Origin of the sequence: Aequorivita xiaoshiensis, assembly GCF_022008395.1 — a bacterium.
Lineage (GTDB): Bacteria > Bacteroidota > Bacteroidia > Flavobacteriales > Flavobacteriaceae > Aequorivita > Aequorivita xiaoshiensis.
The window spans coordinates 406,198-432,979 of sequence record NZ_JAIRBB010000002.1 but is presented as its reverse complement, the minus strand read 5'-3'; the positions used below and the strand labels follow the sequence as shown (position 1 = coordinate 432,979).

Genomic DNA, 26,782 nt, shown 5'->3' with positions numbered 1-26,782 from the left:
GGCTTTATCATTTCGTTTAAATTCATCATTGAATCTTATCTAAAGGAAAATATTTAATACATATTTAATAATCTGCTATTTCAAAGAATATTTAAAACTCTTAACTTGCGTTAAAACTTGAGAAATGGCCGAAAAGCTTCACGACTACCGAAAATCTTATGAAAAAGGAGAGCTATCCAGAAATTCGGTAGCTGAAAACCCGATGCAACAATTCCGTAAATGGTTTTATGAGGTGCAGGACAGTGGTAGTGTAGATGAAGTTAATGCAATGACGGTAAATACTATTGGGACCGATGGTTTCCCAAAAGGTAGAGTAGTTTTACTAAAGAAATACGACGAATACGGCTTTTATTTTTACACTAATTACGAAAGTGAAAAAGGTAAGGCTATTGCAAATAACAACAAGGTGTCTTTGTCTTTCTTTTGGCCAAACATGGAACGTCAAATTATAATTAAAGGTACTGCTGAGAAAACTTCAAAAGCAGATTCAACAAATTATTTTCATTCTAGACCAAAGGGAAGTCAGCTAGGAGCACTTGTTTCACATCAAAGTGAAGTAGTAGAATCCCGAGAATTTCTAGAGAAGAATTTGGCAGAACTCGAAGAGAAATACCAAAAGGAAGAAGTTCCAAAGCCAGATGATTGGGGAGGAATATTAGTAAAGCCAATCTCTATAGAATTCTGGCAAGGTAGACCAAATAGGCTGCACGACAGAATTCGATATAGGTTAGAGGGTAACGATTGGGTGATTGAGAGGTTAGCTCCATAAATGAGGGAATTGGATTAAGGTGGCGCAGTGATATTCTGATTGCCATCTAAATTTGGAATTAATAAAACACAATGAAAACACTTTACATAGTAAGACACGCAAAATCATCTTGGAAACACGATGTACATGACCATAAGCGTCCTTTAAAAGGGCGTGGTAAACGCGATGGAATATTAGTTTCAGAAAAAGTTGCCAAAGAAGTCAAGCCACCTCAAAAAATTGTTAGCAGTGATGCTACTCGTACGCTCTCAACGGCTCAATTTTTTAAAAACGCTTTCAATATTGATGATGCAAATTTTGAGACCAATCATAGTCTTTACGATTTTAGCGGACAGAGTGTAATGCGAATTATTAAGTCGTTTGATGATAATTTAGACACAATGATGTTAGTGGGGCATAATCACGCCTTAACATCTATAGTAAATATGTTAGGTGATAAATTTATAGAAAATGTTCCAACTTGTGGTTTTGTAATGTTGCAGTTTGATGAAGAAAAATGGAGAGACATTGCCAGGGGTAAAACAATTAAAACGATATTTCCACGAGATCTTAAGTAATGACAGGAAAAACAGATACTAATAAAAATAATCGTAATCGATATTACAATAGGGAGTTAAGCTGGCTTCAGTTTAACGCTCGTGTGTTGCAAGAGGCAAATGATGAAAAGTTACCATTAATTGAAAGACTTCGGTTTTTAGGTATATTTTCAAATAATTTAGATGAGTTCTTTAAAGTTCGGTATGCAACTATAAAACGTATTGTAGAAGCTGGTAAGACAGGGAAGAGCTTTCTTGGAGGGTATTCAGCCAAGGAGCTTTTGGAGGTAATTACTCAAACGGTAATCGATCAGCAGGCTCAAAGTCTCGAGATTCTCAGTAAAATTCAAACGAAACTTAGAAAAGAGAATATATTTATTATTAACGAGACCGAAATATCACCTTCGCAAAGTAAGTTTATATCAGAATACTTTGTGAGATACGTGAGCCCGGCAATGATGACTATTATGATTGGTGAAGTTGATGAATTCCCCAATCTTCGTGATGATGCTGCATACTTAGCTGTAACAATGGTGATGAGCAAGGAAGATGATACTTTTGAGGCTAAACACAACTATGCTTTAATTGAAATTCCGAGAACAATTAATCGTTTTGTTGAGCTTCCAAAGGAAGGTGATAATCAATATGTTATTATTCTAGACGATTTAATTCGTCATTGTTTAAACAACATATTCAATATTTTTAAATATGAGACAATTTCGGCTCATATGATTAAAATTACTCGTGATGCTGAGTTGGATATAGATAGCGATTTAAGTCGCAGTTTTATTGAAAAAATTTCAAAAAGTGTAAAAAATAGAAGTGCTGGAGATCCAGTTCGCTTTGTGTACGATAAAAGTATTGATAAAAAGTCCTTACAGTTTCTACTAGATAAGATGGGAATTGATAAAACCGACAGTATTATTCCTGGAGGGCGTTATCACAACAGACGGGACTATATGAATTTCCCTAGATTGGGCAGGCCTGATCTACAATACGAGAAAACAGAACCACTTCCTATTCCAGGACTGAGCTTACAAGGTAGTTTGTTCGATAAAATTGCAGAAAAAGATTATTTGCTTCACGCACCGTATCAAACATTTATGTATGTAATTAAGTTTTTACGTGAAGCTGCGTTGGATCCAAAAGTGAAATCTATTAAAATCACAATTTACCGCTTAGCAGAAGTTTCGCATATTGCTAGTTCGCTTATAAATGCTAAGAAAAATGGGAAAGACGTAACTGTACAAATTGAGCTGCAAGCGAGATTTGATGAAGAGGCAAATATTAAATATGCCGAATTACTTCAAAGTGAAGACATAAAGTTGATTTTTGGGGTAAAAGGTCTAAAGGTGCATTGCAAAACTTGTTTGGTTGAAAGACTAGAAAACAACAAAACAGTTCGTTATGGTATCTTGAGCACTGGAAACTTCAATGAATCTACCGCAAAACTTTATACCGATTATACTTTGTTTACTGCAAATCAAAAGATATGCAAAGAGATAAATAAGGTTTTCGACTTTTTTGAAGTCAATTATCAGGTAAAAAAATATAGACATCTTATCGTGTCGCCGCATTACACTCGAAAGGCTTTATATAATTTAATCGACACTGAAATTAAAAACAAAAAAGCAGGCTTACCTAGCGGAATTAAATTGAAGCTCAACAGCTTGTCAGACTATGCCATGATAGACAAGCTTTACGAGGCGAGTAGAGCAGGAGTGAAAATTAAAATGATTGTTCGTGGTATCTGCTGCTTAATTCCAGGTGTGAAAGGAATGAGTGAAAATATTGAAGCAATAAGTATTGTTGGTAAATATTTAGAACACCCGCGATTGTTTATTTTTGAAAATGCCGGAGATACTAAGGTGTATATTTCTTCTGCTGATTTAATGGGAAGAAACTTAGATAACAGGGTAGAAGTGAGTTGTCCGATATATGACCCTGATATTAAAAACGAAATTTTAGAAAATTTTGAAATTGGGTGGAGTGATAATGTTAAAGCCAGAGTGTTTAGCGTTAAAAATGACAATGCTTATAGAAGAAACGACAATCCTCCAATTCGTTCTCAGTTCAAAATGTACAATTATTATTTAAACAAACTTGAAGTAAATTAATTTGTTAAACATAGAAAAATACGGAGCAGTAGATATTGGTAGTAATGCTATACGTTTGCTGGTAGTTACTGTAATCGAGCAGCAAGGAAAAGATACTATATTTAAAAAAACATCTTTAGTTCGCGTTCCTATCCGTTTAGGTGCGGAAGTTTTTGTAAATGGAAAAATTTCTGATAAGAAGGCAGAAAGAATGCTAGATGCCATGAAGGCATTTAGTTTGTTGATGAAAACGCACGGAATAAAACGTTATAGAGCTTGTGCTACTTCAGCGATGCGTGAAGCATCAAACGGCCCAGCAATAGTTGAAACGATTAAAGAGAAGAGCGGAATTGTAATCGACATTATTGATGGTAATGATGAGGCTGCAATTATCGCATCTACCGATTTAAAAACACTAATTGAAGACGATAAAGTTTTCCTTTACGTAGATGTTGGAGGAGGGAGTACAGAGTTAACTATTTTTGCCAATGGAAAAACAGTTACTTCGCAAAGTTTTAAAATTGGAACAGTTCGTTTGTTAAAAAACCTGGTAGTTCAGGATGTTTGGAAACAAATGGAGGCTTGGATTAAACGTGAAACCAAATATTATAAGAAGATTTTAATGATTGGTAGTGGTGGAAACATAAATACTATCTTTAAAAAGAGTGGCAAAAAACTTGGAAAGCCACTAAGTTATAATTACCTATCTTCATATTATAAAACATTAAAATCACTTACCTACGAGGAGCGTATAACAGAATTAGATATGAACCCAGATCGTGCAGACGTAGTAATTCCTGCTACAAAAATCTATTTATCTGCCATGAAATGGAGTAAAGCTAAGAGTATGTATGTACCTAAAATTGGACTTAGTGACGGTATTGTGAAAAGTCTTTACAACGAAAAAATTGCTGCAGAAAACAAATAAACAATATAAATCTCGTTAAGAAACCTTTACGGTGGAAACAATAGTTACGCTATTTTATTATTATTTTCCTAATAAATTTAGCGTTTTCAGTTCTTAAAGTAAAGGTGTAAATAGAACTATCTAAGTTGCTAAGGTTTAGCTTAAAACTATTTTTATTCTCTAGTTTTAAGTTGAGTAATTTTTTTCCATAAATATCAAAAATTGAAACTTCGATGTTCTGATAGTTATTATCGAGGTTTACAAATAGTTTATCGGTGGCTGGATTCGGATAAATCGATATTTGTTCCTTTTGAAACTTATCGATGTTTAATAATGGAACCTCTATGGTTTTTGTTTTCGTAGCCGATTTACCACAATAAGCAATGGTTTGTGAAATATTGTAAACTCCACCTTCATTGTATGTGTGAACCGGATTAGTTTCTGTGGAATTGTATCCATCGCCAAAATCCCAATAGATTGAATGGAAATTACTGCTAGTATTAGAAAATGATACTTCACTTCCGATTATTTCTTCCGTAAAATCTGCTACGGGCTTTTCTGTAAAATCCCAATTAGCGATTTCATCATAAACAATTGTCTTAGCTGCCGCTTTAATGATATTCGCTTGGTTTTCATCTAAACTAGAATTCCAAGAAATAAAAGTTGGGTCTTTTTTATAAATCATCGCATAAAAAGCACACGCAACAGCATACGAGCCTGCTAAGGACGGATGTGAGCCATCACTGGAGTACAGTGGAAAATTGGGGTGGTTTTCTCTAATATATCGCCATACAGCGCCTGCAGGAGCTAACTCAGATTGGTTGGTTTCAGCTAAGTATGAATAGGTAGCCTTAATTACGTCGTCCATCTCTTCATAAGTACAAACCCAAGGTCTTATAGCGCAATTTTGAGCATCTCCGTCTTTACGCCCCCAGGTCATATAAAACAGCGGCTGAGAACACTCGTTGTTTGTTCTTATGGCATTGCTTAATGCTTCTACATAAGGAAAAACTTCAATTTCCATTTGCGACTGACTTAAAGAAGTTTCTTGACTTTGTCCTTGAAGGGTAACGTAATCCCAGTTATCTGAGCTTATTTTGGAAAGAGTGGTACTATTAGTCGCGTGATCCATAAAACGAAATCCACCTGGAGTATAGGAGTCGTAAATTAGAATATCCCCAGTGCTATTGGCCATTTCGCTTACCATAAGCGGCAGATTATTAGCGGCTGTGTAGCTATTCCCAATAAATAGTACTTTCTTGGTGCTCTGACTACTCACGGCCATAGTTGCAAAAACAAAAGCTGTAAATAGAAGGACTTTTTTCATCTCGTATCTATAAATGACTATTGGCTTAGGTTATCGTTTTTTAAAACTACAAAATGTAAAGTTCTGAAATGTGTCGAAGGGAGTTTTATGGTCTTCGTTTAAACATCTAATTTTTTCAAAATTTTCAGCAAATTCCATACTTAATTTCTCCTCACTGTATTGAGTAATCTCAAGTCCGCTACATTTTAAAGGTCCATTTTCTGAAAAAGTTGCAATAATTAAATAGCCATTTACCGAGTTTTTAATTGTTTGTTTATACTTTTCAATATGTTCAGCATTGGTTAAAAAGTGAAAAGCTGCTCTGTCGTGCCAAAGGTCATACGTAGTTTCCGGTTCAAACTCTGTTATATCATTTACAATCCAAGTTACTTTCTCTGCCTTATCACCAAGTCTTTTTTTCGCTTTGTTGAGTGCTTTTTCTGAAATGTCTAAAACGGTAATATTCTCAAAACCAACATTAAGTAGGTGATCTACAAGGTTGCTATCACCGCCACCAACGTCTATAATTTTTGCGGTTTTCTTTAAATCAACCGATTTAATAAAATCTAATGAGGTTTTAGGAACCTCTTGTGTCCAACTTACTTGCTCTGGGGTTTTAGTTTCGTAAACTGTTTCCCAATGATTTTTTTTATTCATTTTTTTTAGTGTTATATTTTTTTGTCTTAATTGCTCTTTTTTCGTTTTCCTCCATTTGAGCTCCGATAAAAGGAATACGAGGCGCTAGAAAATAACCAGTTAAACTCGCAAACAATATTGGAATAAAATATGTGAATCCTGTTAAGGTGGCTAGTAAAATAGTTGTACTCATTGGGGTGCGTGTTACACAAGCGTTAATAGCTGCCATACAACTTACAATGGTTAACGATAGACTTATTGATGGGAAAATATTGTGAAGTAACAATCCTAGGGCTGTGCCACAGAAAAACAGCGGAATAATAAAACCTCCACGCCAACCTGAAGTTACCGTAATGGAGATAGCTATAATTTTAAAAATTAGAACTGCTCCAAGAAATTGTAACGTGCCATTTTCTTCAAGTAACTCATTAATTTCAAAATGACTAAAATATCTAGTGAGCGGAATATAATATGCAATTACTCCTAAAAGAATACCGCCGATTAAGGTTTTAACATAAATAGGCGTTTTTAATTTTTTGAAAAGAGTTTTAAAAAACTTAGTACAAAAAATAAACAACCAGCCCACTACAGTTGCCATAATTGCAAAAAGAACAGCCCAGCCAAAATCGAAGAATGTTTCCATTTCATAAGCAGGGAGGTTCCACATTGGTCCCCAACCTAACTGAACGATAATAGCAAAAACGATATAACTAAAACCACTGGCAACAAGGGCAGGTATAATTGCTTGGTAATATTCTACGGCGTGTTTGTGGTGTAGTATTTCTAAGGAAAAGAGACTACCGCCAAGCGGAGCGCCAAATAATGCGGTAAAGCCAGAAGCCATTCCCGCAATGCTTAAAGAGCGCAGCTCTTCACCTTTTAATCTAAAAATCTTTCCCATCCAGGATCCTGTGGAGCCGGTTACTTGCACTAATGGTGCTTCTGGACCTAAACTACCTCCTGAGGCTACACACAACAAAGAAGATAGTATCATTGAAGGATTGTTCTTAGGGTCTAACTTTCCTTTTTTAAAACGAATGTTATTAACCATAAGTTCCATTTCACCAGGGTCGCCAATAAAGTAGATAATTAACCCTGCAAGAAGCCCGCAAATAGCCATAACAGGAATTACTAACCATCCTTGGTATACTGCTAAAAAATCGGTTAGATACATTAAAACCACCCAATACACTCCAGAAATAACGCCTCCAATAAGCCCTAACAAAGCCCAAAGAATAAACATTCTGCTAAATACAAAGGGATTAAATCGAATAGGTTGGTCTAAAACATCGCTGTATTTAATTAATTTCCTTCTTCTTTCAATTTTCATTTGGAAGGGGGGCTAAATTATTTATCCGTGAATGGATTGATGCTTTCCCAAGTTTTTCATTACTTCAGCTTCATAGCTTAAAAGATCATTCCATTTTTGATCAACCTCTTTTCTGTTACCGTATTGACGTGCGAAACCAAGGAACATTGTATAGTGATTTGCTTCACTAACCATTAATTTTCTATAAAATTCGGCTAGTTCTTTGTCTTCAAGTTCTTCACTTAATAATCTAAAGCGTTCGCAGCTTCTAGCTTCAATAAGTGCAGCATAAAGTAGCCTATGAACAAGTTGTGTGGTGCGGCTCCCTCCTTTTGGAAAAAACTTTAATATCTGAACAACATAGTCATCTTTTCTATCGCGACCTAATACCCAACCTCTTTCCAAAATTTTATCGTGAACCATTTTAAAATGGCTGATTTCTTCCTTTACCAAAGCAATCATCTCTTGTGTAAGTTCGGTGTATTCAGGGAAACTCACTATTAAAGAAACAGCCGTAGATGCCGCCTTTTGTTCGCACCAAGCGTGATCTGAAAGAATATCTTCTATGTTCTTTTCAACAATATTTACCCAACGAGGGTCTGTGGGAAGTTTTAAGCCTAACATATTTTTTTAATCGTTATAATTTTACGGTATTAAAATTTTATTTGTCCACGCTTAAAGAGTGGTGTCATTTAAAATCTATCACTATTGTACTTTATAGCTACCAAATTGTTGTTCGAATTTACTCTAGTTATATATCTAAATCAAATTCCTGTCTAAGTCGTTCTAAAGCAGGATTTATTTCCTTCATTTTCTCGAATTTCTCTCGCGTTGAGTAAACATAACGCTTTTCAGTGGTTTCGTTTACTGTGATATCTAAATCAATCTCGTAATTTTGAAGTTTTTCACGCAGATACCCAAGTAAATCGTATTTGGCGCGTTCAACTTCAGTTTTTATGGTATGATTTGGAAATTCAAGATGAATTATCGCTCCCTCCAATCTTGGGGTACCCATTGTTAAGTGAGAAAGCAGGTTAAATTTCCCGTCTTTTTCCACCTTTTTGGTATATTTATCCCAATACGTAAGCATCTCTTCTTCGGTAAAATTATTCACCGGAAGATCTTCCTCTTTAGGTTGATTAGCTTCTAATTCTTGTTTTAACTCTTGTTTTTTCTGAATGCTTTTTAACGATAATGCAGAAACTTTTCTTGCATTTCGTTTAGTTGCTATATCGGGCTGTGCTACTTCTTGAATAGTGGCAGCCTCTTTTTTAGTTGAAGTTTCAGCCTTTACAGAAGTAATGTTTGTAGTAGGCTCTTGAACTTTAGGTTGGTTTTCTTCAGTTCGAGAAGGTGCAACTTCCTGCTGATTTGTATTGTCCGCATCAATTTTCTTAAATGGCTTAGGGGTAATACTTCCAGCAGAAGTTATTCTCTTTGAAGTAAATTCGTCCGATTTAAAATAGGAGGGAGCTATTACGAAGCGTTGCCCGTTACTAGAGTTTTTTTTTTCACCCTGAAAAGTCAAGGAAGCAAGTTGCATTAGGCAGAGTTCAACAAGGAGTCGCTGATTCTGGCTGTTTTTATACTTTAAATCGCAGGTGTTAGCGATTTCTATAGCATCCATTAAAAATTGAGCGCTTGTTTTTATAGACTGCTCTAGATACATTTTCTTTACTTGCTCTCCAACTTCAAGGAGTTGTATTGTTTCTTGGTTTTTACAAACCATCAAGTCTCTAAAGTGAGATGCAAGCCCCATTACAAAATGGTGACCGTCAAATCCTTTTGCGAGAATATCGTTATAAGTAACTAAAACTTGCGGTATATTGTTTTGCAGTAACAAATCGGTGATTTGAAAATACCACGTATAATCAAGAACATTTAAGTTTTCGGTAACAGCTTCACGCGTTAATTTTTTTCCTGCAAAACTCACCACCCTATCAAAAATTGACAGTGCGTCACGTAATGCGCCATCTGCTTTTTGCGCAATAATGTGAAGCGCATCATCTTCTGCGTCTATTCCTTCTGCCTTGGCTACATCGGCTAAGTGACCTTTAATATCGTTAACGCCAATTCTTCTGAAATCGAAAATCTGACAACGAGAGAGAATGGTAGGAATTATCTTGTGTTTTTCGGTAGTAGCAAGTATAAATATAGCGTGTTTTGGCGGTTCTTCAAGGGTTTTTAGGAACGCGTTGAATGCTGCTGAAGACAGCATATGAACCTCATCTATAATATAAACCTTGTATTTTCCAACTTGAGGTGGAATTCGAACCTGGTCTATAAGATTACGAATATCATCAACCGAGTTATTTGATGCCGCATCCAATTCAAAAATATTGAAAGCGAAATCTTCATCTTCCTTTTCAGTGCCGTCTTGGTTAATCTTCTTGGCAAGGATACGAGCACAAGTAGTTTTTCCAACACCTCTTGGTCCCGTAAAAAGTAATGCTTGCGCTAGGTGGTTGTTTTCTATGGCGTTATCCAAAGTATTGGTAATGGCCTGTTGCCCAACTACATCTTTAAAAGTGGCAGGGCGGTATTTTCGGGCTGATACAATGAAGTGTTCCATAGTTAAAATAGTCGTTTTTAAAATTCAGTATTACATTTCTGAACTATAAATTATGACTTGGTAGCAAATATAAAGATGTGTATCGGGTTTTAAAAAAATAGATGCTCGTATTTTCTCATATTTATTAACATTGGAGTACTTTTGCACAGCAGGCCGCCTTATCGTCGTCCCGATTTTAATTGGGAGGGAGGAAAGTCCGGACACCACAGGGAAGCATAGCGGCTAACAGCCGTCACTATTCTTGCGTAGGTAAGAATTTTAGGACAAGTGCAACAGAAAGTATGTACAGGTAATGCTGTAGTGAAACCAGGTAAACTCTATGCGGTGAAATGTCACGTAAACTTGCGTTCCGTTTTCGGATAAGGGTACCCGCCCGATGCAGGAGGGTAGACAGATTGAGCGTCTCGGTAACGACACGTCTAGATAAATGATAAGGTGCTATTTTGATGAAATTGAAGTAGTAACAGAACCCGGCTTATAGGCCTGCTTTTTTATTTATACTTAGATTTAGGTTTTTAGCTTAAATCTTTTTTCAACAGTTTTTTCAATTCATCGGTGTTTTCGTAAAGTACGAAGTCACCGTCTTTTAGATAAGAAATTTTTCCGTTTTCCTCCGAAACAACCAAACAAACAGCATCCGTTTTTTCGGTAATGCCAACCGCTGCACGATGCCGCAAACCAAATCGTAGAGGAATACTTCTATCGTTGGAAACAGGTAAAATTATTCGGGTTGCCGTAATTCTATTCTCTTCTATTATCATGGCACCATCGTGTAAAGGGCTGTTCTTGTAGAAGATGCTTTCTATAATGGGTTGATTCACCTCTACATTCATTTTATCTCCTGTGTCTTTTACAAAATCTAAACTGTTGTTACGCTGTATTACAATTAAAGCTCCCGTATTGGTGGTTGCCATTTTTTTACAAGCATTTACAATAGCATCGATATCTATAAAGGGGCCAGAATCGGCAGAAGAAAAATTAAAACGTTGGAAGAACTTCCGACGGGCTTTAAAATTTGTAGAGCCAAGCATTAAAAGAAACTTCCTAATTTCAGGTTGGAAAACAACTACCAAGGCGAACATCCCAACACCTAAGAATCCTCCTAATATTTGGCTGAGTAACTCCATTTCTAAAAGTTGAGTTACAACATAAATGGTATAAATTATAATTATACCCACCAAGATATTGATGGCAACAGTACCTTTTACTAGGTTATAGATATAGTATAATAGCACTGCAACTAGTACTATATCTACGATGTCTAAAATTCGAATATCCAGAAAATCCAAAGGGCTGTATTTTTTGTAAAAGTACTTTAAAAATTGATTTTATGTTTCAGTCTTAAGTACATTTTGAAAGTTAGAAAATTTATAATACTTCGTTACAGAAAATCTAGATAATTTTGTCTAATTATCAGTAATGTTTAACTCCATTAACTGCACTCCAAAGCTTTACGCATTCTACAGCTTCATTTACATCGTGAACTCGTAAAATAGATGCTCCTTTCATAAGTGAAACGGTATTTACAAAAGTAGTCCCGTTTAAAGCATGTTCTGGAGTGGTGTCTAGCGTTTTGTAAATGAAGGATTTTCTAGAAACTCCAGATAATAGTGGAATCTCGAGGTTTTGAAATAGCTCAAGGTTGTTTAAGACTTCAAAATTCTGCTCTCGTGTTTTTGCAAAACCAAATCCAGGGTCGGAAATTACATCGTTTATACCTTCTGCACGGGCTAAGGCAATTTTTGACGCAAGGTCTTTTATAACTTCAATAGTTACATTTTCATAATCGGTAAGTGTACTCATTGTTTCAGGAGTACCCCGCATATGCATTAAAATATAAGGCACTTTTAATTTTCCTACAGTAGTGTACATTTCTGAATCTAAAGTTCCACCAGAAACGTCGTTTACTATTGCGGCTCCTGCTTCAACGGCTTTTTTTGCTACTGCACTTCGGAAAGTATCCACTGAAATTATTGCTTCAGGAAACTTCTTAAGAATAAGGGCTATTGCTTCGGTAACTCTTTTAACTTCTTCTGTTTCTGAAACTTCATTTGCACCAGGTCGGGTGCTGTAACCACCTATGTCTAAAAATGTTGCGCCATCCAAAAGCATATTTTCGGCCTGACTTAAGATATTGTTTTTAGTAGTCGTTTTTCCACCGTCATAAAACGAATCGGTAGTAACGTTTATAATTCCCATTACTTTTGGGATGCTAAGGTCTATGAGCTTGCCGCGGCAATTAAGGGTCTGCAATTTTCTAAATTGATTTATTTACCCGAAATTTACGCAAAATCTTACAATTTACGAATGGCAAAGACATCAAAACAATACAGCGAACAAGTAGAAAAATGTAGGGAGCTGTTTATCAATAAAATGCACGACTACGGAAGTGCGTGGCGAATTCTTCGACTTCCTTCACTAACCGATCAAATTTTTATTAAAGCACAACGTATTCGCGGATTACAAGAAAATAAAGAACAAAAAATTGCCGAAGGTCAAACGAGTGAGTTTATCGGAATTGTAAATTACTCAATTATGGCGCTTATTCAATTGGAAAAAGGTGTTGTGGAGCAGCCCGATCTTTTGGTTGATGAGGCGGTAGAATTATACGACAAACACATAGCCCAAACCAAACAACTCATGATGGATAAAAATCACGATTACGGAGAAGCTTGGCGGGATATGAGGGTGAGTTCGTTAACAGATTTGATTCTTCAAAAACTACTTCGCGTAAAACAAATTGAAAATAATAGCGGGAAAACATTGGTGTCTGAAGGGATTGACGCCAATTATCAGGATATGATAAATTATGCAATTTTTGCGCTTATTCATTTAAATGAAAATTAGCAAAAATTACATAATTTAAATTCCAAAAACTAAAAATTTAAATTCCAAAAAGTGAGTGCATAATATGATTTAGAAGAAAGAGCTTTTCAATTTGCAAATGAATGTCGTATACTCGTTCAATCTATAAAGTATACAACCGCAAATGTTGAAGATGGTAAACAATTGATTAAATCGTCGGGTTCTGTTGGAGCTAATTATATTGAAGCAAATGAAAAACTAGGTGATAGAGATTTTGTATTTAGATTAAAGATAGCTATAAAGGAAACTAAAGAATCTAGATATTGGTTATTATTATTATTATTAAAGGAAGCGAATTCAGGTATTATGGAAATTAAATAGTTAATTAATGAATCTGAAGAAATAACAAAAATATTATCTAGAATAATTAAAAAGTTTGAGTAGAGATAAATTTAATCTTAAGCAAAAATTTTAATATAATTTAGTTTTGGAATTTGGTGCTTGAAATTTTAAATTTTTGTGGTTTAAGATATAATACCAGTAATTAAGAAAGTAAAATTTATATATATCTAAAGTTAATTTAAGTAAAATAAAGTAAATGAAAATATTAGTTGGAATATCTAGAATATTGGTTGGGGCCTTGTTTATTATAAGCGGCTTGGTGAAACTCAACGACCCTATAGGGTTTGCTTTTAAACTACAAGATTACTTTGCCCCAGACGTTTTAGACCTTGGGTTTTTGGTGCCTTATTCATTACTTATTGCAATTTTCGTTGTAATTTTTGAGGTGCTAGTAGGTGTTGCACTTCTCTTAGGGTATTTAAAAAAGTTTACGCTCTGGTCATTAATGCTAATGATAGTGTTTTTCACTTTTCTTACCTTTTATTCGGCTTATTTCAATAAAGTGACAGATTGTGGATGTTTTGGAGATGCAATTCCTTTAACTCCTTGGGAATCGTTTTACAAAGACATTATTCTTTTAGTCCTAATTATAATTCTTTTTATAGGGCGTAAATACATCAAACCATTTTTTGCAGAAGGCACCCGTAGCATTATCATTTTCGCAACATTTGTAGGGTGTATGGCCATTACGTATCACGTATTACAACACCTTCCCATAATAGACTTTAGACCTTATAAAATTGGTGCAAATATTAAGGATGGTATGACTGTTCCTGAAGGTGCTCCAGGTCCGATTTACGAATACAAATGGACATTTAATATTAATGGTGAAGAAAAAACTATCGTAACAAATGGAGAATATCCACAGGTTGATGGAGAATTAGTGAATACCGAAACTAAAATGATTCAAGAAGGTTATGTACCGCCAATTCACGATTTTACCATGGAAAGAAATGGCGAAGACTATACTGATCAGTTTTTAAATGAAGAAAATCTTATTGTGATTGTAGCTTATAGCTTGACCAACACTGAAAAGGACGGTTATATATCTGTAAAAGAAATTACAAATAGAGCTATTAAAAACGGTTATAATGTAATTGGACTATCTGCTTCTTCACAAGAAATGACTGAAAGCTTAACGGAAACCTATAAACTTAACTTTAAGTTTTACTTCTGTGATGAAACTACTTTAAAGACTATTGTAAGAAGTAATCCGGGAATCTTGGAGTTGGATAAGGGAACGATAAAGCAAAAACTTCATTGGAATGATGCTCATAAGCTAGCGTTACCTGAAGTAGAAACTTCAAAACCTAAATTGGATTTATCACTAAAACAACGTCTTGATAGCATAGGAAACTTAGATCAAAAATACAGACGCCTAATGCAAACTAGATCCTTTGAAGAAAGAAAGCAACTTGGTGAAAGTATGGGATTGAGTGAAGCCGAATACAGCGGCGATCTTTCAGAAATGCAAAAGGTTTTGGATAGTATTAATATGATTTTTGTAGAGAAATACTTTATTGAAAATGGCTATCCAGGTAAATCAGTAGTGGGAGAGGAGTCAAGTTTAGTTGCTTGGAATGTACTTCAGCATAATCCTGATAAAATCCCAAATTATTTACCGCTTGTAAAAAAAGCAGCCGATGCAGGTGAAATTCCAAAGACCGCCGCGGCTATGATGGAAGACAGGTATTTAATGCTTGAAGGAAAACCACAAGTTTACGGTACGCAGGGAATGAGCTATGACGATGCAAGAGGTTCTTTTATTTGGCCTATCGATAAGCCTGAAACTGTTAATAAACGAAGAAAAGAAGCTGGTTTTACCGAAACGATAAAAGAGTATGCAAAAATTCTTTTTGGAGACGACTTTATCTATGAGGTTAAAACGATGGACCAAATAAATCAAGGTTAGTGGTAAAGTATATTCTTCAAAAATTGGGTTACGCTGTATTGACACTATTTGGGGTTGTTACTGTTATATTCCTCCTTTTTACAATACTTCCTGGAGATCCAGCAAGAATGATGTTGGGTCAAAATGAAACCGCCGAACAAGTTGCAATCGTTAAAAAGAAATACGGTTACGATCAACCTGTTTCTGTTCAATATGTACGGTATTTAAACGATTTATCACCCATTTCCTTTCACAGTAATAATCCTGAAGATTATACTTATTTAAAAGAAGGAAAGTACAATGCTACTCATTTGTTCAATCTAGGAAATACAAATGTTGTAATTAAAACGCCTTATTTGCGCGAATCATTTCAAAAAAACGGAAAAGAAGTGAGTCAGGTAATAGCCGAAACCTTACCAAATACCTTTATTCTTGCAGTTTCAGCCATTGTAATTGCAATTTTTATCGGAGTGCTTTTGGGCATCATTTCAGTGTTGTTCAAAGATGGATTTGTCGATAAGATGATTCAATTGGTAAGCACCTTAGGAATGAGTGTTCCTTCGTTTTTTAGTGCGATTATATTCGCTTGGGTTTTCGGATTTGTACTACACAAATACACAAACTTAAATATGACAGGAAGCCTATATGAAGTTGATGATTTTGGGAATGGTAAATACATTCAGTGGAAAAATTTGATTTTACCTGCCGTAGTTTTAGGTATTCGCCCACTTGCAGTTGTTAGTCAGTTAATGCGAAACTCCTTGTTGGAAGTTTTAAATCAAGATTACATACGTACTGCAAAAGCCAAAGGACTTTCGTTTTATCAAATCATTAAACGCCACGCTTTAAAAAATTCGCTAAACCCGGTAGTTACGGCTATTTCTGGTTGGTTTGCTTCTATGCTTGCAGGAGCTGTTTTTGTAGAATACATCTTTGGTTGGAACGGGTTAGGAAAAGAAATTGTAAACGCTTTAAATACTTTAGATTTACCTGTAATAATGGGCGCAGTATTAGTAATTGCAACATTGTTTATATTAATCAATATTTTTGTAGATATAATTTACGGTTGGCTAGACCCAAAGATTAGTAGACAGTAGTTAATTATGAATTATGAATTATGAATGCAGAATGATGAATTTAGGAATTTGAATTAAACTTTAAAAATAGTTTTACCATAAGAAAACACGAAACACCAAACATATACGATTATGAGAAAGAAAATAGTAGCTGGGAATTGGAAAATGAATAATGACTTAGCACAGACTGAAACATTTTTAGTAGATTTTAAAAAACAAGTTTTTCCAGAAGATGTAGTGGTAATGATAGCCCCTCCTTTTACCAATTTAAGTCACGCATTTACTTCTATGCGCGAACATCCTGTATCGATTGCTGCTCAAAATATGCATCAGAATGATGAAGGTGCTTTTACAGGGGAGGTGTCGGCAAAAATGCTTAAAAGCGTTGGAGTAAATACTGTTATATTAGGTCATAGTGAACGTCGTGCTTATTTTAATGAAGATAGCCAGTTGCTAGCAGAAAAAGTAAATACAGCTTTAAAAAATGAATTGACTATAATTTTCTGTATTGGGGAGGAGCTTGAAGATAGAAAAAGCGAAAATCATTTTAACTTAATAAAAACCCAACTTACGGAAGGTCTCTTCCATGTTTCTAGTGAAGCTTGGGAGCATATTATTATAGCTTATGAACCAGTTTGGGCTATTGGTACTGGAGAAACTGCTAGTCCCGAGCAGGCACAAGAAATGCATTTGTTTATTCGAAAAACGATAGAAGAAAAGTACTCAAAAGCTATCGCCGATAAAGTTTCAATTTTATATGGAGGTAGTGTAAAACCTAACAATGCTGTTGAAATTTTCTCTCAAACTGATGTTGATGGCGGACTAATTGGAGGTGCAGCCTTAAAAGTAGATAGCTTTATGGATATAGTTAATGCATTTGAGGGATAACCACCTTCAAATTTAGAATAAAATTTAAGCCTCAAGTTATAAAACAAATGTTTTAGTATTTGAGGCTTTTATTTTGTTGCTTAGCTTAACCTTTTTCTTATTTTTGATAATAAACAGTTTTAAACATTGTCAAGTTCCAGTCCTTTAGTTTCTGTTATTATTCCAACCTACAACCGCGCGCATCTTATTGGTGAAACGCTAGACTCGGTATTGGCTCAAACCTACCAAAATTGGGAGTGTATTGTGGTGGATGATGGGAGTACGGATGGTACAGATGAGCTAATGGCTGATTATATGGCTAAGGATGCTCGTTTTCAATACCACCATAGGCCTAAAGATCGATTGCCCGGTGGCAATGCAGCACGGAATTATGGGTTTGAAATGAGTAAAGGGGAGTATATACAATGGTTTGATAGTGATGATTTGATGATGCCGGAGAAAATTGAATTAAAAATTAATTGGCTTCTTGATAAAAAAGTAGATTTTGTTGTATGTGAAGGTGCTGAAATTACGGATAAGAAAAACCTGTCATATGTGAAAAAATGGAAACTATTTGAAACTGATAGTGCACTTTTGGAACATATAAAAGGAAATTTAGTTTATGGAACTAATGGACCTTTATTCAATAAACAATATTTAATTAAAACGGCCTTATTTGACGAAGAATTAAGGATTAGTCAAGAATGGGAATTTTTTTCTCGTCTGTTAATTTCGAGTCCAAAGGTAGGTATAATTAATATAGTACTCTACCTGTACAGAAATGAAGCCGACGGTAAGAGAAGTAAAACAACAAAGTTTAAACTTGTAAATAAAGCAATTGCAATTTCCAAAATTGTTGATTTATATAGTGAAAAACCAATTAATGATACTTCTAAGGATTTTGAAGTTAGAAAATATTTATTCAATTATATAAAATTGTATATAAAACGATGTCTAAAACATAAACTCTACTCAGAGACCTCAAGACTTGTTAAATTAAGAATTAAGATTATAAATTATTCCTTTTTAAAAGATGCAACGTATAGATTTTTAAAAAATCAAAATAATGTATTTAAGGTCATTATATAGCTCGGGATTCAATAAAGTTTGAATGATATTAACTTAAAAATTTAATGAATAATCCATTAATCAGTATTATTATCCCAACCTATAATCGAGCCAACCTTATCGGTGAAACTCTTATGTCTATTCAAAATCAAACCTATCAAAACTGGGAGTGTATTGTCGTGGATGATAGGAGTACAGATAATACAGAAGAAGTTATAAATGAATTTTGTAAAGCTGATAACCGCATCCAATACTTTAAAAAGCCTTCTCATTTGCTTAAAGGGCCTTCGGCAGCTAGAAATTACGGTGTTGAACGAAGCAAGGGTGAATACATCAATTTTTTTGATAGTGATGATTTAATGCATCCTCAAAAATTAGAAGTTGATTTAATAAATATTCAGTCTGGTAGTTATGACTTTACTATTTCACAATCGCAATTTTTTAAAGAAGGAGGGAGCCCAACTAAAAAGTTCTGGAATAACGAATTATGGAGTGATGATCCAATTAATGATTTTATTATAAAAAAAATTGGGTGGGGCGTTAATTCACCTCTTTGGAAAAAAGAATGTTTAATTGAACACAACCTGCATTTCGATGAAAAATTAATAACCGGAGATGATTATATTTTTCATATTAAAGCTTTAAATAAAGGTATGATTCCTTATGTGAATAAGGATATTTTAGTGCAATTAAAAATTCACAATAATAGACTAAATGAATTAAAAAACAAGTCGCGTTATAAATTAAAAATTGCGTATAGTCTGTTAACAGATAAATCTTTAAAACTGAATAGAATATCTAATGATCGATTGGTTAAGATGGGATTGAGACAATTAAGTAATTCGTTTAAGAATAAGGATATAAAGAATGGATTAAGCTATAGTTTTAAATTTTTGTTTTTAAAAGCATTTAAGAATTATAAAATTATGATATTAAGGTTACTGCTGTTTGGCATCGTGTATAGGGTTACGGGAACGGGCTATAATTTTTTGCAAGTTAATTTTAATAGTATTTTATAACTTATATATTTACTAGCCAAATAAAAAAACTATAACTCTGGTGAAAATAGCTTTGGTCATTACCGTTAAAAATGAAGTTCGTTTATTGCGAAACAATCTGCTTTATCATAAGGTAATCGGGGTAGATAAAGTTTTCGTATATTTTGACAACACTACTGATAATGGAAGAGAAAGTATTGCCGATTTAGACTTTGTAAATGTTTCAAACTCTGTTTCTTCAGATACCTATGTATCTTTACCTTACTTAAAAAAATTCACCTCGCAGGCGGCAGAACATCATACGGCACGACAATGCTTAAACACTTATGATGCCCAGCAAAAATGTAAAGAAGAAGGGATCGACTGGCTTATTTCTATTGATGCCGATGAGTTGATTTGTACAGATTTTAAAAAGCAATCAGATTTAAAATCGTTTTTTAATACTATTCCTAAGGATACCGAATTAGTTGATTTTACAACTTTAGAAGTTCTTCAGCAAAAGGAGAATTATACTAATGTTTTTGCGGAGGAATCTAATTTTAAAGTAAATAAACAAGTATTTTACTTGCCAATAAAAAATCCCTTTTCGAAATCAAAACAGAAATTTCCATGGTGGTACGGACATACCATGGGAAAATCGGCTATACGTGTAGCTGCCAATCTAATTCCTCATAATGTACATCGATATAGACATATTGATGGCACCTCTGCAAAACGAGTTGTTAAAGGCAATGTCTTACATTATCATGCCTATGACGCGGAGGATTTTATAAAAAAATTTACCAACTTCAGCGATCGTCCTGATGTGTTTTTATCAGGCAATAAAGTTGAAGATTTAAAATTATTACTGCGAGATGTTGTAAACAATTCCGGAATGAACCGACAGGAACTAGAAAATTATTTTAAGGAGAATTTAATGTTTACCGAAAAGCAGGTGAAGAAATTTAAAAAGGGGAGAAAATATTTTTTTATAAAATTAACTCCAAAGCCTATAAAGTTAGTAGAATCCGTCAAATCTACGTTTAAACAAATACACCATTAAATAGAACGAATTGATAAAACCTTTAAAAATAATTATTTTCGATGGCAGTTTTAAAACAAGGTCGTTTATCAATCGTTTAGCGCAAGGATTAACGGAGAGACATCAAGTTTATATTTTAGGTTTTAATGAAACCCTTCCCAATAGGTTAGAAAAAGTAAATTATATACCCCTTGGAAGTAATCAAAGCAAAATTCGATTTGTAAAAACAACACTACAATATGCTTTACAAGCGGGCTCTATAAAGCTTGTTTATAATACTTTAAAAAAAATAGCTTTAGGACGTCGTAAGGAACTTCACAAACAGAATCTAAAATTTGTTCTACAAAAAATAGGGCCCGATGTAATTCATTTGCAGTGGCTTTCGGTAATACCTTGGTTTGAAGAAGTGCTTTCTTCTCAAACTACCCCAGTTGTATTAAGTCAATTGGGTTTCCATGTTAATGTTCGTCCTTTTGTTAACGATAAAAATTTTAGCTATTTACAACGTTGGTATTCTAAAATGGCAGGTTTTCATTCAGTTTCAAAGGCTATTTCACGTAATGGAGATAAGATTTGGAATGACACTTATAAGATTGATAAAGTAGTGTATACAGGGTTACCGCTAGAAATCACCCCTTTTCTTGAAAAATATTACATTTTAAATTCGTTACAATTGCTATCCGTGGGGAGGCCTCATTGGATAAAAGGTTATGATTATGCGCTACAGACTTGTAAGCGATTAAAAGATCAAAATATTTCATTTCATTATACTATAATCGGAGGTGCGGGAAATGAGGAATTACAATTTTTAATTGCCGATTTAGGTTTGAAAGGTTATGTAAGCTTAGCAGCGTCTGCTTCTCAAAGTGAAGTCTTCGATGTAATGCGCTCATCCTCTTTATTGCTAATGCCTAGCTTAGAAGAAGGTATTCCAAATGTAGTGGTAGAAGCTATGGCAATTGGTTTGCCTGTAATTAGCACCGATTGCGGTGGTATTTCTGAGTTGATAACGAATGGAGTAAATGGATGGGTAGTTCCAACTCGTAATCCTGAAGCTATGGCGGTAGCGGTAATGAATTTCAGAGCGTTATCTTTAAAGAAAATTGGGGCGGTGAGAGTAGCAGCTCGTGAAAAGGTGGAGCGGCAACATAATGAGGAGAGGATGGTTGAGGGAATGGAGGAGTTGTATTTTCAAGTTCGAAGTACGAATTAGGAAGTACGAATTAGGAAGTACGAAGTGTGAAGTACGAAGTTTGAAGTGGGAAGTTTGAAGTTTTGAGCTTTAAACATTAAATTTGATTGTTTAGAATAAATGAGCTTATAATGGAGAATACGATTATAAAGCGGACTCAGAGATATGCAGTTAATGTTTGGAGGTTTTGCGCTAAAATGCCTAAGACTAGAGAATATAATGCATACGTTAACCAGCTAATTAGATGTTCAAGTTCTGTGGGAGCAAACTATCGTGCGTCGCAACGAGCAAAATCTACTGCAGATTTTATTAATAAGCTTAAGATTGTGGAAGAAGAAGCGGATGAGACGTTGTACTTTTTAGAATTATTATCCGAAATTAACCCAGCACTTACCAATGAAATTCAGATATTGCATAAAGAAGGGAATGAAATTTTATCAATTGTTGTCGCCTCTATTAAAACCGCTCGTAGAAACCAAAAAACCAAATAAGTCAAATCAAACCTCAAACCTCGTAACTCTAACTTCGTATATCTAACTTCGTACATCTAACTTCGTACATCTAACTTCGTACTTCTAACCTCGTATTTCTAACCTCGTATTTCTAACCTCACACCTCTAATCTCGAATAATTTTGCCGACTATAAAAACCCCCATTCTTCCCACTCATCCTCAACACGTAAAAGTCCGTGCGCCACACGAATTAGATAAAAAGGCTATTTGCATTTTTGCAGCCACCAGTTATTTCCTCGGCACAGACACCTATTGGAAAGATGAAAAAGTACTCCCTTCGGGAACAATCAACACCATTGACCATGAAGGATACTGGGTTGATAGCAAGCCTTGGTTTGAATGGTATTACAAACCTAGAGACATATCGTTTGACCAAGCAGTTTCAGAATTCACAGAACTATTTCACGCCATATGCAAAGAACAAGCAGGGAATAGAAATGTATTACTTCCTCTTTCAGGAGGTTTGGATAGCAGGACGCAGGCAGTTGCTTACTCCAAGCTAAACAATCCCGTGACTTCCTATAGCTATTCGTTTCACAACGGTTATAAAGAGGGAGCAATTGCTAGACAAATTGCAAATGAACTCGGTTATGAATATAGAGATATGACCATCAAACCAGGTTATTTATGGAACAAGGTCGATGAATTGGCTAAACTATTAAATTACGGCACCGAATTCACCCATCCACGACAAATGGCGGTTATAGATGAGTTTAGAAAAATGGAAGGTGTTTTTACTTTAGGACATTGGGGTGATGTTCTATTTAATTCCGTAGCACCTAATGATCTAGCCGAGGAAGATGCAGAGGAATGGATATTAAAAAAGATTATAGTAAAGGGTGGGCAAGAGTTGGCAGAGGCTCTATGGAAAGAATGGGAATTGGAAGGAGAGTTTATGGAATATCTTAGGCAACGCACCAAGGAGATATGGAGCGGACTTAAAATAGATGATGTAGGCGCCAAAGCTCGAGCCTATTATAGCAGTACCCGCGCCGTGCGATGGACTAATTTAGGCTTTGCTATATTTAAAGCCACGAATCCTATAGAAGCACCTTATTATGACGATAGGATGGCGGAATTTATCTGTGGGGTGCCAGAAGAGTACTTGGCTGATAGGAAAATACAAATCGCCTATTTAAAGAACCAAAGCCCTGATGTGGCGAAGATTACGTGGCAAGCTCAAAGACCCTATAACCTCTACGATTATCATAAAAATGAATCTCCTCATAATTTACCTTATCGCATAATGGATAAAGCCAAACGAGTAATTAATGCCAAGTTGGGAAAACCGTATATTCAACGTAATTGGGAGCTACAATTTTTGGGAATGGAAAATGATGAAAAGCTACAGGAACGTATCTTTGGTGAAAACCTGCATCCTTTCCTACCAAAAGAATTGATAACGCGATTTTATAATAAGTTTAAAACTGATGATATGGTGAAATATTCGCATCCACTGAGTATGTTGCTTACATTGGCGGTTTGGTATGATAATGAAGTGCGAGGTTAGAAGTGCGAAGTTGGAAGTACGAAGTTGGAAGTTGGAAGTACGAAGTGGGGGGTGAAACGCATGGAGTACGCTGAGTATTTTAAAACTCTTCGTTGTTCTCTGCGGTTACTGCGAGAAACATACATACACAATAGAAAATTACAGATAGCTAATAAACAAAATGTCGAAAACCAAGATTCTATATACTATTCCGAACTTTAAGACGGCTGGAAGTCAGTATGTCTTGTTGTCTTTGTTTAGGAATATCGATAGAGATATTTTTGAGCCTTTCATCTGTATAGAAAAATTTCCAGAGTCAGTTCCAGAAGATATTTTTGAAAATGAAGTTATTCTTTTTAATTGGTCAGGTAAGAAGCGGCATGATGTGCTTAATTTTAGAGCTGTTTTAAAGAAACACAATATTGATATTTTACATTCATGGGACTATAAATCTAATTATACGGAAGCGCTTGCATGTAGGTTAGCCGGAGTTAAATATCTATATACCAAAAAGAATAATGCTTGGTCAAAGCGTTGGTTGTTAAAAAGTTGGTTGTCTAGCCATATTGCTTATGATAACCCAGAAATGAAAGCTCGATTTTTTAACTCATTCCTTTTAAGACATAAAATTTCTTTCATTCCACATGGGGTTGATACAAATGTATTTAAACCATTTAAACCAATTGATCATACTACCTTTAATGTTGTGTGTGTTGGAAATATTGGAGATAATAAGAATCAGCTATTTATAATAAAAGCACTAAAAAATTTACCTCATAATATAGTATTGCATTTATATGGTAAGGAAGATAAAGAATATAGAAAAAAACTGAATGATTTTATAGCGTTGAACAATATAAAAAAGCGGGTTCATTTTCATGGATTTATAGAAAATATGACAATACCTGAAGTTTATAGAGCGATGGATTTGTTTGTATTGGCGTCATATCAAGAAGGGTTACCTGTGTCTATTCTAGAAGCATTAGCATGTGGCTTGCCAGTGCTATCCTCAGACTCTGGAGGTGGGGCAAGATATATTCTATCAAAAGGTGGTGGGTATATATTTAATTTAGATAATCCTAATAGCTTGGCGGATAAACTTAGGAGGATAGCTACCAATAAAGAAGAAATCAAAAGACTTTCTATAGAAGGAATCAAAAATATAAATGCAAATTTTTCAGTACAGAATGAAATATCGTCTTATGAAAAAGTATATTTAAAAAATACAAAGTAATAGTGAGTAGGTTCAACAAACATATTATTATAGTTGGTTCCGCTAGAAGTGGCACTAGTTGGTTGAGTGAAGTAATCGCTCGGCAGTTTCGTTATAGAATACTTTTTGAACCAGAGCATGAATTTAATACTAAGAAAGGAAAGTTAATTTGCGATAAATGGCTTCGGACTGAAGCAAATTCTGCTGAAGCGAATCGTTATTTAAAAAAAGTATTAAAGAACCAAGTAGATAGTGATTGGATAGGGCAGATAAGTAATAGGAAATACAAAATGCATTTGTGGCCGTTTCTTCCTAAAAAATACATTATCAAATTTGTACGAGCTAATCTTTCGGCTAAATACTTAAATGAAAACTTTAAGGTGCCCCTTATACATATCATTAGGAATCCTTACGATGTTCTTGCTTCGCAACAACGGGTTAATTTTCCATGGTTATATAATTTAGAGCACTTTAAGCAACAATCAGATTTAGTGGAATTGGTAAAAAATAATTTTAAATTCGACCTTATTGAAGATGCTAAATCTTTTACGCCTTTAGAAATACTTACGGTGCGATGGTGTCTTGAGAATGTATTGCCCTTACAAATATTGGAGCCTTATCAATATAAACATCGGATAGTAAAACACGAAGATTTACGGAATGATTTAAATCTGTTTCTTGAGTTATGTAATGAATTTAATATAGAACCTTTACCTAACATAGAGAAAGAGTACCAGCGTCCTTCGTCAAAAACACACCCAGAAAGCGCAGTTATAAGTAAGGAAAAAAATAATTTAAAGTTTACAGTAGAAGAATTGAATGAAATAAATACTTTGCTAGATATTTTTAACTGTAATTTATACCCACGAATTCGAGCTTAGTTATGCGAATTGGAATTGTACTTTCCCAACCTCCTGCTTATTCCGAAACTTTCTTTCGATCAAAAATTCGAGGGCTTCAGGAGAATGGGGTAGAAGTTCATTTGTTTTGTCAGAATAATAACAATGAATTTAAACTTTGTCCAGTTGTTATTAGTCCGAGGGTGAGTAAAAACCCATTCCTGCAATTGTGGTTTTTTATAAAAGAATTTGTGCTGCTGTTGCCCTATTTATCAACGTTACTACGTTATGTGAACCTGGAACGGGCTGAAAGAACGGGATGGATGCAAGTTTTCAAAAAGATTTATCTCAACGCTCACTTACTTAAATCAAAATTAGATTGGTTGCACTTTGGCTTTACAACTATGGCGCTTGGGAGCGAAACTGTAGCTAAGGCGATAGGCGCTAAAATGGCAGTTAGTTTTCGCGGGTTTGATATGGTTGTTTACCCAGTTAAAAATCCTGGCTGTTATAATGTGCTGTGGAAGCACATAGATAAAGTACATACCATTTCTAATTATCTACTAAATCTCGCCATAAAACATGGAATGCCAAAAAACACTCCCTTTGAAAAAATAACTCCGGCGATTGATATCGACTTGTTTCAATCTAATTCATCAAATTATTCATCATTAGAGAAGCCTGTTCTAGTGACCACAGGGCGCCTGCATTGGATTAAGGGATATCAATCAACTCTAGAAGCTTTAGCCATCCTAAAAAATGAAGGAACAGATTTTACTTACAAGATAATAGGCGAAGGAAAAGAATATGAACGTATAGCTTTTGCAGCCTATCAACTTGGGCTTAAAGATTGCGTTCAGTTTTTAGGGAAATTGCCACATGCTGAAGTGAAGACAGAATTGGAGAAGGCTAATATTTATCTTCAATACAGTATTCAAGAAGGGTTTTGCAATGCTGTATTAGAAGCCCAGGCCATGGGGAAGCTTTGTATTGTTAGTAATGCAGAGGGGTTGACGGAAAATATTATGCATGGGCAAACGGGGTGGGTAGTACCTAAATATTCGCCATATCTTTTGGCAGAACGAATTAAGAAAGTACTTTTAATGGCAGATCATGAAAAATCAAAAATAACTCAAAATGCTGTGAAGCGAGTGAGAGAAGAGTTTAATGTGCAGAAACAAAAAAGGGAGTTTTTGGAGTTTTATCGTAGAAAGATTTAAACGTAGTCCGTTAAGAATAATTAAATTTTTGTGAATAATACCGCGATTTCTGCGTAAA

At 34.8% G+C, this 26,782-nt stretch carries 24 protein-coding genes, 1 other RNA gene and 1 pseudogene; 19 read left to right on the top strand and 7 right to left on the bottom strand.

The features are described 5' to 3' along the window. Positions 1 to 124: 124 nt before the first annotated feature. From pdxH to K8344_RS05170, 4 genes are all read left to right on the top strand, one after another. Positions 125 to 769, top strand: coding sequence for a pyridoxamine 5'-phosphate oxidase (gene pdxH / locus K8344_RS05185; RefSeq protein ID WP_237607383.1), 645 nt, complete (start codon positions 125 to 127; stop codon positions 767 to 769). Positions 770 to 840: 71 nt separating this feature from the next. Then, the gene (locus tag K8344_RS05180) at positions 841 to 1,326 is read left to right on the top strand and encodes a SixA phosphatase family protein (RefSeq protein ID WP_237607375.1); all 486 of its coding nucleotides are present in this window, start codon (positions 841 to 843) and stop codon (positions 1,324 to 1,326) included. Then, entirely contained in the window at positions 1,326 to 3,422 is a 2,097-nt protein-coding gene (gene ppk1, locus K8344_RS05175) for a polyphosphate kinase 1 (protein ID WP_237607367.1), read from the top strand. The genes K8344_RS05180 and ppk1 overlap by 1 nt, the downstream gene beginning before the upstream one ends. Before the next feature lies 1 nt (position 3,423). After that, a complete protein-coding gene (locus K8344_RS05170; protein ID WP_237607358.1) occupies positions 3,424 to 4,329 on the top strand; it encodes a Ppx/GppA phosphatase family protein in 906 nt (301 codons plus the stop codon). Between the two features lie 49 nt (positions 4,330 to 4,378). Here K8344_RS05170 and K8344_RS05165 read toward each other — a convergent pair whose 3' ends face one another. The 5 genes from K8344_RS05165 to K8344_RS05145 form a co-directional block, all read right to left on the bottom strand. Then, positions 4,379 to 5,635 (bottom strand): T9SS type A sorting domain-containing protein, encoded by a 1,257-nt coding sequence (locus tag K8344_RS05165; RefSeq protein WP_237607349.1) that lies wholly within the window; start codon positions 5,633 to 5,635, stop codon positions 4,379 to 4,381. A gap of 30 nt (positions 5,636 to 5,665) precedes the next feature. Further along, entirely contained in the window at positions 5,666 to 6,271 is a 606-nt protein-coding gene (locus tag K8344_RS05160; RefSeq protein WP_237607340.1) for a class I SAM-dependent methyltransferase, read from the bottom strand. After that, on the bottom strand, positions 6,264 to 7,580 hold the full coding sequence (locus K8344_RS05155) for a chloride channel protein (protein WP_237607338.1): 1,317 nt from the start codon (positions 7,578 to 7,580) through the stop codon (positions 6,264 to 6,266). Before K8344_RS05155 ends, K8344_RS05160 begins: the two co-directional genes overlap by 8 nt. 21 nt (positions 7,581 to 7,601) lie before the next feature. Further along, entirely contained in the window at positions 7,602 to 8,183 is a 582-nt protein-coding gene (locus K8344_RS05150) for a MiaE family protein (protein ID WP_237607337.1), read from the bottom strand. Positions 8,184 to 8,310: 127 nt separating this feature from the next. Continuing rightward, positions 8,311 to 10,131 carry a DNA polymerase III subunit gamma/tau gene (locus K8344_RS05145; protein ID WP_237607335.1) on the bottom strand — a complete coding sequence of 607 codons (1,821 nt, stop codon included), beginning with the start codon at positions 10,129 to 10,131 and terminating at the stop codon, positions 8,311 to 8,313. Between the two features lie 145 nt (positions 10,132 to 10,276). On the opposite strand from K8344_RS05145, the gene rnpB reads away from it, so the two are divergent. Next, an RNA gene (gene rnpB / locus K8344_RS05140) (RNase P RNA component class A) lies at positions 10,277 to 10,625 on the top strand. Positions 10,626 to 10,646: 21 nt separating this feature from the next. Here the strand turns inward: rnpB and cdaA are convergent. Both cdaA and folP read right to left on the bottom strand, forming a co-directional pair. Further along, positions 10,647 to 11,420 carry a diadenylate cyclase CdaA gene (cdaA, locus tag K8344_RS05135; RefSeq protein WP_237607333.1) on the bottom strand — a complete coding sequence of 258 codons (774 nt, stop codon included), beginning with the start codon at positions 11,418 to 11,420 and terminating at the stop codon, positions 10,647 to 10,649. A gap of 124 nt (positions 11,421 to 11,544) precedes the next feature. Continuing rightward, positions 11,545 to 12,330, bottom strand: a complete 786-nt coding sequence (folP, locus tag K8344_RS05130) for a dihydropteroate synthase (protein ID WP_237607323.1) — start codon at positions 12,328 to 12,330, stop codon at positions 11,545 to 11,547. 108 nt (positions 12,331 to 12,438) lie between these two features. Here folP and K8344_RS05125 point away from each other — a divergent pair, with 108 nt between their 5' ends. The 14 genes and pseudogenes from K8344_RS05125 to K8344_RS05060 all read left to right on the top strand — a co-directional run bounded on the left by K8344_RS05125 (position 12,439) and on the right by K8344_RS05060 (position 26,724). Next, entirely contained in the window at positions 12,439 to 12,978 is a 540-nt protein-coding gene (locus K8344_RS05125; RefSeq protein WP_237607321.1) for a DUF1599 domain-containing protein, read from the top strand. Positions 12,979 to 13,062: 84 nt separating this feature from the next. After that, positions 13,063 to 13,317: pseudogene (locus tag K8344_RS05120) on the top strand (four helix bundle protein); the annotation flags it as partial. Between the two features lie 217 nt (positions 13,318 to 13,534). Beyond that, a complete protein-coding gene (locus K8344_RS05115) occupies positions 13,535 to 15,250 on the top strand; it encodes a BT_3928 family protein (protein ID WP_237607312.1) in 1,716 nt (571 codons plus the stop codon). Continuing rightward, a complete protein-coding gene (locus K8344_RS05110) occupies positions 15,250 to 16,326 on the top strand; it encodes an ABC transporter permease (protein ID WP_237607311.1) in 1,077 nt (358 codons plus the stop codon). The genes K8344_RS05115 and K8344_RS05110 overlap by 1 nt, the downstream gene beginning before the upstream one ends. 111 nt (positions 16,327 to 16,437) lie before the next feature. Continuing rightward, the gene (gene tpiA, locus K8344_RS05105; RefSeq protein ID WP_237607309.1) at positions 16,438 to 17,193 is read left to right on the top strand and encodes a triose-phosphate isomerase; all 756 of its coding nucleotides are present in this window, start codon (positions 16,438 to 16,440) and stop codon (positions 17,191 to 17,193) included. A 126-nt stretch (positions 17,194 to 17,319) separates the two neighbouring features. Then, a complete protein-coding gene (locus K8344_RS05100) occupies positions 17,320 to 18,261 on the top strand; it encodes a glycosyltransferase family 2 protein (protein ID WP_237607307.1) in 942 nt (313 codons plus the stop codon). Positions 18,262 to 18,305: 44 nt separating this feature from the next. Then, a complete protein-coding gene (locus tag K8344_RS05095) occupies positions 18,306 to 19,259 on the top strand; it encodes a glycosyltransferase family 2 protein (RefSeq protein ID WP_237607305.1) in 954 nt (317 codons plus the stop codon). Positions 19,260 to 19,299: 40 nt separating this feature from the next. Then, positions 19,300 to 20,280: a glycosyltransferase family 2 protein gene (locus K8344_RS05090; RefSeq protein ID WP_237607296.1), complete on the top strand. Its 981-nt coding sequence runs from the start codon at positions 19,300 to 19,302 to the stop codon at positions 20,278 to 20,280. Between the two features lie 10 nt (positions 20,281 to 20,290). Continuing rightward, positions 20,291 to 21,472: a glycosyltransferase family 4 protein gene (locus tag K8344_RS05085; protein ID WP_237607294.1), complete on the top strand. Its 1,182-nt coding sequence runs from the start codon at positions 20,291 to 20,293 to the stop codon at positions 21,470 to 21,472. A 110-nt stretch (positions 21,473 to 21,582) separates the two neighbouring features. Beyond that, complete coding sequence (locus K8344_RS05080; protein ID WP_237607293.1) at positions 21,583 to 21,942, top strand: four helix bundle protein; 360 nt, start codon at positions 21,583 to 21,585, stop codon at positions 21,940 to 21,942. A 142-nt stretch (positions 21,943 to 22,084) separates the two neighbouring features. Further along, a complete protein-coding gene (locus K8344_RS05075; protein WP_237607291.1) occupies positions 22,085 to 23,473 on the top strand; it encodes an asparagine synthase-related protein in 1,389 nt (462 codons plus the stop codon). A gap of 160 nt (positions 23,474 to 23,633) precedes the next feature. Continuing rightward, on the top strand, positions 23,634 to 24,686 hold the full coding sequence (locus tag K8344_RS05070; RefSeq protein ID WP_237607289.1) for a glycosyltransferase family 4 protein: 1,053 nt from the start codon (positions 23,634 to 23,636) through the stop codon (positions 24,684 to 24,686). A gap of 2 nt (positions 24,687 to 24,688) precedes the next feature. Next, on the top strand, positions 24,689 to 25,546 hold the full coding sequence (locus K8344_RS05065) for a sulfotransferase domain-containing protein (protein ID WP_237607287.1): 858 nt from the start codon (positions 24,689 to 24,691) through the stop codon (positions 25,544 to 25,546). 2 nt (positions 25,547 to 25,548) lie between these two features. Continuing rightward, entirely contained in the window at positions 25,549 to 26,724 is a 1,176-nt protein-coding gene (locus K8344_RS05060; RefSeq protein ID WP_237607278.1) for a glycosyltransferase family 4 protein, read from the top strand. Positions 26,725 to 26,782: the final 58 nt, after the last annotated feature.